At 65.9% G+C, this 8,165-nt stretch carries 8 protein-coding genes; all 8 read right to left on the bottom strand.

Annotated features, from left to right (window positions below; translation table 11 throughout):
• On the bottom strand, positions 1-2,139 hold a 2,139-nt coding region (locus AB0J29_RS36740), incomplete at its 3' end, for a hypothetical protein (protein ID WP_364795881.1).
• 7 nt (positions 2,140-2,146) lie between these two features.
• The gene (locus tag AB0J29_RS36735) at positions 2,147-2,455 is read right to left on the bottom strand and encodes a hypothetical protein (RefSeq protein WP_364795878.1); all 309 of its coding nucleotides are present in this window, start codon (positions 2,453-2,455) and stop codon (positions 2,147-2,149) included.
• A gap of 43 nt (positions 2,456-2,498) precedes the next feature.
• The gene (locus AB0J29_RS36730) at positions 2,499-2,852 is read right to left on the bottom strand and encodes a hypothetical protein (protein ID WP_364795875.1); all 354 of its coding nucleotides are present in this window, start codon (positions 2,850-2,852) and stop codon (positions 2,499-2,501) included.
• Between the two features lie 11 nt (positions 2,853-2,863).
• Positions 2,864-3,580 (bottom strand): hypothetical protein, encoded by a 717-nt coding sequence (locus AB0J29_RS36725; RefSeq protein WP_364795874.1) that lies wholly within the window; start codon positions 3,578-3,580, stop codon positions 2,864-2,866.
• The gene (locus tag AB0J29_RS36720; protein ID WP_364795871.1) at positions 3,577-3,960 is read right to left on the bottom strand and encodes a YbaB/EbfC family nucleoid-associated protein; all 384 of its coding nucleotides are present in this window, start codon (positions 3,958-3,960) and stop codon (positions 3,577-3,579) included. The genes AB0J29_RS36725 and AB0J29_RS36720 overlap by 4 nt, the downstream gene beginning before the upstream one ends.
• Complete coding sequence (locus AB0J29_RS36715) at positions 3,957-5,471, bottom strand: PPE domain-containing protein (RefSeq protein WP_364795868.1); 1,515 nt, start codon at positions 5,469-5,471, stop codon at positions 3,957-3,959. The genes AB0J29_RS36720 and AB0J29_RS36715 overlap by 4 nt, the downstream gene beginning before the upstream one ends.
• 30 nt (positions 5,472-5,501) lie before the next feature.
• A complete protein-coding gene (locus AB0J29_RS36710; RefSeq protein WP_364795865.1) occupies positions 5,502-7,100 on the bottom strand; it encodes a hypothetical protein in 1,599 nt (532 codons plus the stop codon).
• Between the two features lie 45 nt (positions 7,101-7,145).
• Complete coding sequence (locus AB0J29_RS36705) at positions 7,146-7,613, bottom strand: hypothetical protein (RefSeq protein ID WP_364795862.1); 468 nt, start codon at positions 7,611-7,613, stop codon at positions 7,146-7,148.
• Positions 7,614-8,165 lie beyond the last annotated feature (552 nt).

The raw sequence follows: 8,165 nt of genomic DNA, 5'->3' as shown, positions 1-8,165 counted from the left end.
AACAGACACCTCCCGACGCTGCCGAACCGCCTCCAAGATCCGCAGACGCAAACGCGGCAACCCCAGCGAATCGGGCGCACCCACCTGACCGACGCGTCGATGGGCATCCCAGGCGAGGTCGATACAGCGCGATCCGATCCCCTGCGCCGGCACCTGCCCGACCCGCTCCAGTAACTGCGGCGCGGCGACCAGGCCGAGCCGATCCGCCAACCCTGCTGCCGCGGCGCTCAAATCCATTGCCGACGAGGCGGATACCGGGCCCTCCATCGGTACCTCACGCAGTTGCGCGCGCATAGCCGAATCGATCGGCTGCGACGATACGATCGCCGTCACCTTCGCACCCGTTCGGCGTCCCCACGCCGCGCCGAACTCGGCGAGCACCCGCGCCGGATCGGACACGCCTTCCCACGCGGGGTCGGCTACCTCCCACATCCAAGGCGTCGAAATCTCACGCGGAAGATATAGGCCCGCGGGCAGCCAGCTACGGCCCTCATTCGAGGCGACGAACGCGTTGACGCCGCCGGAATGCCGCATTATCGCTACCGCCCATTCCAGCCCGATCACCGACGAATCCACCACGGCCAGTACACCGCCCAGCAATGTCCGCGCCAGCACGAGATCACCGTCGACCCGCTCGCCGAGTATGAAGGTCGGAGCGGCGGCGGCCACCATCGCACCACCGACGACATCACGGATCAGTTCGTCGCTACCGCCAGTATCCGGCTGTCTGTCCACGGCCTGCGGATCACGTTGCGGCGAACTCGGTTTCGCGGTCGGGACGGCCGCATTCGGCACCGGCGCGGCCGGACCGGCGGATACCTTCGGGGCCGGGGAAGCCGATCCGCGCAAATCGACCTGCGGGGCTTTCGAGTCCACCACCGGCGGCCGCGACTGCGCCGCTGGGGATTGCGCCGACGTCTGGGCCGACACCTGTGGCGCGGACGATACCGACGGCGCGGAGATGCCGGTCGAACCGGCCGCGGGCGGCAGGATTGTCGGCATCATCGGCGACATCTGCGCCGCCGAGTTGGTCGACGCCGCCTCTGTGGTGATCTCGGCGGGATCGGCACCGTGCCCGGAATTGGCTCCGGCCGTGCCGGTTTCCCCATGCTGCCCAGAATCGGTGGCCTCGCCTGCCGTCTCGCCATGGGCGCCGGCATGATGGGCACCGGCATCGGGGCGATCCTGGAATTCGCCGGTTGTGGGCGACGTCGCACGCGACGGGACACCGGTCGCGGAAGCACCTGGATCAGCACCGTCCGGATGCGCCACCGGTACGTAGCCCGTGGTGACGCCCGGAGTCGAGGTCGGGGCCGAGACCACGGGGGGCATCCCCGGGGCGGTTGGCGCATCCGTCGGCGTGCGCTGCGACGGCGAATCCACGGGACGATCTATCGGCCCGCTCCCCGGCAACTGTGGGCCGGACAGATTCATCTCGGGCACATCGAGTTGCGGACCGAAGCCCAGCGGACCCGGGAACTGGTGGTTCGGTCCGACCACCGGGTGTTCGATCTCGTGCTGGGGGCCGGGCGCATGTTGCTGCGCGGGCCGATGTCCCGGCGGTCCGTCCGGCCGATAGGGACCACCCGGCTGCCGCAGCAGAGCATAAAGCCGCTCCAGCGGCGGCAAACTCGTCGGACCGACCGAATTCAGCGCTTTCCGCGCCACATCGTCTACTTCGGCGCGGGCCTCGGCTTTGATCCGGGCGACACGATCGCGCAGGGCGGCCGCCTTGGCCTCACGTTCGGCCTCGTCATCGGATTCGTCGTTCTCGGCGGCCTGATAAGCGCGGCGAATCTTTGCGGTGGCCTCTTCGACGATGTCGAGGATCTGGTTGCGGGTGCGATAGACCAGACCGGAGAAATGCCCGAAGATATCGGCCGCAGCATCCAGCGCGTCGGCGAATGCCTGCGGGTTTTCCCGCTGCTTCCGCATATTTTGTTTGACGGGTTCGAGCCCCTCGCTGGCACGGACTCGATTGTCGAAGTCCTTGCGGGCTTGTTCGGCGCCTAGGGTATCCAGCGCCGCCGCGCCCTCACGCGCCGTGGCTTCCAGTGCACTCCAGTCACCGGGCGGGACTTCGGGCCAGTTGTCCTTGACGATCTCATCCCAGTACGGACTTTCGTGCTCCGGTGGCATCCGATGATCAGATCGAGTCGTATCGGTTGACGCACGCCGCGCCCGCCGTATCGGCATCGGTGAGGACATTCGTCGTGCTCACCGTCGCGGCTTGGGTGACCTGGGCACCGCAGTTACTGGCCGTCAGGGCGGGACCGAACGCCGTCACGATTGCCTGCCGGTGCGCATCGAGCGAGCAGTCGAGTGCCGATTCCGGCCGATGGTGCAGGACCAGGTCCGCGACGGTACAGGAAACCTGACCCGACACCGTTTCGATGGCCCCGGCGAATCTGCCTGCCGCAGCGTTCACTTCGTGCGATTCGTCCATATCCACCATGTCGGCATCCCGTCTGAGAGAGGTTCGGTGCGGAAATTTCGGTTCAGCCGGTGGCGCCGAATTCGGCGTTCACCGTGGCGCGGAAGGAAGCTTCGGTGGGCAGATCGAACGAGTCGATCGTGTAGGAACGCGTGCCCTTGTACTCCATTTCGGCCCGCAGCCCGACCCGGGACTTCATATGTGCCAAGCGCGCGAGCTTCAGAATCTCGGCGGCCAACCAGGCATCGCCGTTGTCACGAGCGTCGTCGGTGATGTGCATCCCGACGATCTCACCGTCACGGTCGCAGGCGACACCGCAGCTGTGGTCCGGATTGAACACTTCGTAGACCATGCTCCGCCAGTCGGGAGCCGGCGCGCCTTCGTCCACGTCGAACTCGTCCTGATGTGGGTCAGTCAACGGGATCCCTCCTAAAGTCGTTCGGCAGGTTGACGATTCGAGGATGCACCGTGCCCGGACGGATCCTCATCGGGTGCGTCCAGTCGCCCGGCCAGCGCGCTCCACGCGGCATCATCGATGGTCATGATCTGGCGTAGCTGCCAGAATCGAGCGCCGAGGTACATCTCGGCGGTTCCGTCCGGAGCGATATCGAGATGGTCGGGCCCCTCGTTGGTCGGGTTGAGCGTAACCGTCGTGATCGGCGGGCGGGCGTCGTCGATATTCATGATCGTTGCGCTGCTACCGGGGATGAAACTCTGGCGGCAGCGCGGACTGCTCGCGATCGCGATATCGGCGCTATTGGTGGTCACCGTGATCTCGGAGTTGAGCAGCAGTTGTACCGCCCAGGCCCGAGCCGCGAGCTCCGGTCGATCGGCATTGATGGCAATGGTCAATGCGGTCGCCAGGTCGATGACCAGCAGTGTCTCGGCGGTGGTGACACCGACGATCATCAACCGCTTCGCAGTGCCGACCGGATAGGGCAGATCGTCCGCGCCGAGGGTCACCACATCCGATCCGACACCGGCACCGGTCGCGGGATGGGCGACGACTGTTCCAGTTGCCACGTCGATGGTGTACGCGGCCACCAGACTCGGCATCCGTTCCGCGACCCCGGCCAACCGGACCAAGCCCTCATCGTGCAGCCACCGCACGGTATCAGCGATGGTGACCGCGCCCGGTTCGGTCATGACAGCACCGCACCAGCTGTCGCCGAGGACGACCCGGACGGACCGGAGGGGCCGGTCGGACCGGTCGGCTCGAACACCTCGGGCGGCGGCACCGCTTCCATGACACTCTGGTACTGCCGTGCCGCGTCGGCGGTGCTCTCCCGAATAGCCGCCATGATCTCGGTGACCAGTTCCTGATTGGTCAGACGGTCCACGGTGCCCGGCGCCAGAAACAAATCCGTGAGCCGGCCCATCGCATCCACCTCGGGGATGATCGCGCCGCTGGGCGACGGACGACGCGCTCGGATACCGTCGATCCGCTCACGCATATCGGCGATTCGATGCCGCAACTCGCGGGCGGCGTCGAGGGCCGCCTGTACATCGGGGTGGATATCACTCACATGGAACCTCCGGATTGGGTCGGGCCCTGGCCTGGCGTCGGCGTCGGCGGTGTCACGGTTGGGGCGATCGTCGGCCGCTCCCCGATGACCTGTTCGGTATGCGGAGTGTCGTCGACGTACATCAACCGGTCGGGATGCCAGGCGACCACCCGATTGCGTTCGTTGCCATTGCCGCCGCCGCCGGCACCGCCCATACCGGGAGACATCGGCATCATTGGCATCATTCCGTTCCCGGCACCGGCACCGCGCGCGGCCGCCGCGGCCGACGATGCGGACGACAGTGGTTCGATGACCGGTGTCCTCGCCATCCCGACCGGAGTGCTCGATGCCGCGCCCGCGGTCGCGACGATCGGCATCGAGCCCACCGAGACCGAAGTGACCGCGCCGGAGATATCCGGCACCCCGACGCCGGAGATCGGGCTGCCCCCAGCGGAACTCATGGGCGCGAAACCGCTGGGGATGCCGAGGTCGTCGTATCCGTAGTCGCTGTACTCGTCATCGAGGCCGAGGCCGGAGTTGTTCTGGTTCTGGCCCATGCTGGCGGCGGAGGTCATCGCGTTCATCATCGCGGGCAGCATCTGGGACAGCATGCTGGTATCGCTGCCACTGCTGCCGCCATTGCCGCCGCCGCTGCTGCCCTTGCCGCTGCCACCGGCGTCGCTCGTGCCGCCCTCGGTGGGAATCTGGGAGTTGACGGTTGTGGAATAACCGGTGATCGCCTCGGCGGAGCGGGCGTTCTGCTCCTGGAATTCGGCGAGGGCCGCTTGGAGCGCCAACTCGTTCTTCGACTTCATCGCGGCCAGCAACCGCTTGCGGGCCGCAATGATCTCCTGGGGCGTGGGATGTTTGGCCTTCGCGACCGTGAACGCGGTGGTGTAGGCGTCGACATTGTCGGCAAGCGCACCCAATCCGGCGCCGAGCTGCCCCAGCCAATTCCGATGTTCGGTGAGGTGCTCGGCCACCGTGGCGCCGACCGGCTTCCAGTTCTGCATCAGCATGGCCGCACCGTCGACGCCTTCAGCGGCGGCGGCGTGGAAGCCACCGGTGTACTTGCGGATATCGGCCGCGAAACTGGTCGCGGGCCCGGGGCCGGGGCCGGTGTGCAACTGCTTCGCGAAGGTGAGCGGGTCGACGGATCCAGTGGCCGCGGGCAGGTTGAAGGAGGGTGGCTGCCGGAGGCCGAACTCCTGCACATCGCCTACCGGATTGGCGAGGATCTCCGCGCCGCTGCCGCTCACGATGCGGGCATTCTGATCATCGGTGGTGGTGTAATCGGTTGCCGCGCCGCCGATGTGGTGTGCGTGGCGCTGGACCTCATTGAGCACGCCGAGCACACCATTGAACAGCGACGCGGCCTGAGCGTTGAGCCGGGGCACATGGGCCCCGGAGATCGGATCGGCCCCCGCGGGCCGCACCCAGCTGTTCGGCAATCCGGTTCCGGTGTCACGCGCCAGCGCGGCCAACTTCGAGGCCACAGCGACGAGTTGCGCCGGGTCGACATCGAGCGGCATTGCCTCCTCCTCTCACCATCCGGCTCACGATCACGCCGGAGCGGCCACCGCGGGCATCGCGGTACCCGCCGACGAATCGCCAGTGACCGGCATACCCGACATCTTGCCCTGATCGTGGTCCTCCGGCGCAGTCGCGTCGATGCCGTGCGGATGGCTGAACCCGACGAATTGGCCGAATTCCCCAGCGCTATCGGACATTTCCGTCGCAGCGAACTGCTTCAACTGGCCGTTGACCACGACCTCCAGTGTGCCGCCGTCGTCGGCGGGGAAGGCCACCACGATCGCGGTGCGCTCGTCCCAGACCGCGACATCGCCGGTCATCAGCTGGTACGGATCGACCGAGGTCCCGATCTGCTTCTTGTCCGACCACTTCGCCGGGGTCTTCGCGTATGCCGTTTGGGCGTCGGTGCCGCTGGCGTTGCCGAACGCCGCATCCAAAGCCTGTGCGACCGTGACGGATACCTTCTGCGTCCGACCGTCCGGGAAGGTGTACACGACAGTTCCATCGGAGTTCGGCGTGCGGCCCGGCATACCGGTCGTCGGCTGCGAGGACGACGAACTCGCCGGGGGCGCGGTAGTGGTCGGGGATGCGGGCGTGCTGGTGGCGGTCTGCTGCACTGCCGGTTGGGCGGGTGCGACGGCCGCAGGGACAGCTCGGATTTGGTCCTCGTACGGGTCGTATTCGCTGCGCCGGCTGCGCAGGTCGGTGTCGGCTTGGCCGCGGTTCATCATCTGCGACATCATCATCGGCAACATCGAACTCATCATGTCCATACCGGAATTCACCGGTGACGCGGCGGGAGTATTCGGCACCGATGCTGGCGTCGCGTTACTCGGATTCGTACTCGGATTCGTGACGGGGTTGTTGAGGTTGTCGAGCGCCTTCTGCACCTTGTCGTCGAGCGATTGGCCGGTCGGCGTGTTCCCGATATCGAGTCCGGGAGTTTTCGGATCGAGATTGTCCAGCCCCGGAACTTTGGAATTGTCGTCGATCGGGGTGACACCAGGGGGAGTCTGCGTTGGGTTCTGCGTGGGTATCTGGGGCACATCGGCCGGGTCGGCCCGCAGCTTCTTCAGGTCCGCGTTCTCCTGCTGGAGCTTCTTGATCTGCTCTTCCAGCACTTTGAGTTTCGCGGACTCCTTGTCCAGTCCGTCCGCGTTCTCCTTGTTGGCCTGGTGTGCAGCCTCTATGGCCTCCACGGCCGCCCCAATTGCCGCATCGCAGTACTCGTAGATGTGCTGGTCTTCCGTGATCCCGGGCTTGGGCTTCGTCGGTGCGTTTTGACTGATGATGTCGATGGCTTTATTGATCGCTCGCTGTCCACCCTCGGATATGGCGGCCGTCTTATGAGCCAACGGCGCCAGCGCCTGCCCCGATTCGGTGAGAGTGACCATCGCCTGCCGCAGGCTCTGTGCCGTGGCAGAGTAGGTCTTGAAGTTCGCCAGCCCGTCACCTGTAACCTGCGGGGGCGGTTCCGCCTTCGGCGGATCGGTCTTGCCATCCTTGCCGAAACTATCGAAATAGCCACGGAACTGTTTCGGCAGGGTTCTGTACCAAGTGTCCGTAGTGACAAGGAATTCATACTGTGGCGCCGTCAGTTTGATCTGCGCAAGATGAGGCATCCACATCTCATGAATTGTGATTTCCACTGAGCTACCCCGCGACCCAGTCCATTACGTGATGATGATTGTCGGGAGTTCAGCGGGACCTGGCGGAGCTGCTTCTTGATGGCTATCTCGCCAAGCTTTACCACCGTACGCCGTAGCAACACCAGCGGTCAGGGAACTCAAGCCCAATCTGTTCATCGGCGGCCTCAGCAGACCCAAGCGCGAGCCGAGACCGCCGAAACCCTTCTTGGTCATCAACGTGAAAGCGTCCTTGGCGCTTTGCGAGAGCAGTTTCATTCCACCTTTGAGCGCAGCGTTCTTCGCGGCACCCCCGACGAAGCTACCCGGGACGGCGCCGAGGGCAGCGTTGACCAAGGTGGCCTCCATAACATCCTCCCAGCCCTTACCCTCGAACATCGCGATGGCACCACCCACGGCCCCGCCCACCAGCGCGCCACCGACCGGTCCACCCAACGCGAATCCCACGCCGGTCGCCACACCGGAAACGATGTCCTTCAAACCGAGACCGAACATGTGATCACCTATTCACTGTCGAGTGCGCGCCTACCCGGCGATAGACCGTTGACGACCGTGCGTGGAACTTCTATCGACTCCCTCATTGTTGAGGATTCCCAAGGGTGGGAACCCGACCTCAGCGCCGAACGAGTCAGGATGATGACGGTAGGACGTGCACGAATTGCCGTGGCCACCATGTTGTTCCGGTCCGCCGGGCGATCAACGTAGGAGGAGATACCGGATGTACCTCCACCGCCCGCCGCTCGGACCTCCGGCACGACCGCTCAGCCGTGCCAGCGAGGGGCGGATGCTCGGCGGTGCACGGTGACGAGCACAGAGGCGGAGATCGCCGTCGAGCATCCGGCGGATGAAGGCGGTGCCGAACAGGGACCATCCGCGCCGACAACCCCATGGTCGAAGCGGCGACGAACGAGTCCGACCGCCCCCGGCCAACCGACCGCCCCCGGGCAACCGGCGTCGCCGGGGCAGAATGGTTCGTCGGCGGCGCCGGGTCAGAACGGTGCACCTGCGGCGCCGCAGGGGCAAGCGGGTCAGGGTGGTTCCGTTCCG

Origin of the sequence: Nocardia sp. NPDC049707, assembly GCF_040674855.1 — a bacterium.
In the GTDB taxonomy this organism is placed as follows: Bacteria; Actinomycetota; Actinomycetes; order Mycobacteriales; family Mycobacteriaceae; genus Nocardia.
Note: the sequence above shows the minus strand (reverse complement) of the source record. Positions and strands in the feature narration are given on the sequence as shown.

Excerpts from the sequence above, each read along its gene's own strand:
- AB0J29_RS36735 (WP_364795878.1), bottom strand. The coding sequence starts at position 2,455 with ATGGTGGATATGGACGAATCGCACGAAGTGAACGCTGCGGCAGGCAGA.
- AB0J29_RS36725 (WP_364795874.1), bottom strand. The coding sequence starts at position 3,580 with ATGACCGAACCGGGCGCGGTCACCATCGCTGATACCGTGCGGTGGCTG.
- AB0J29_RS36715 (WP_364795868.1), bottom strand. The coding sequence starts at position 5,471 with ATGCCGCTCGATGTCGACCCGGCGCAACTCGTCGCTGTGGCCTCGAAG.
- AB0J29_RS36710 (WP_364795865.1), bottom strand. The coding sequence starts at position 7,100 with ATGTGGATGCCTCATCTTGCGCAGATCAAACTGACGGCGCCACAGTAT.
- AB0J29_RS36705 (WP_364795862.1), bottom strand. The coding sequence starts at position 7,613 with ATGTTCGGTCTCGGTTTGAAGGACATCGTTTCCGGTGTGGCGACCGGC.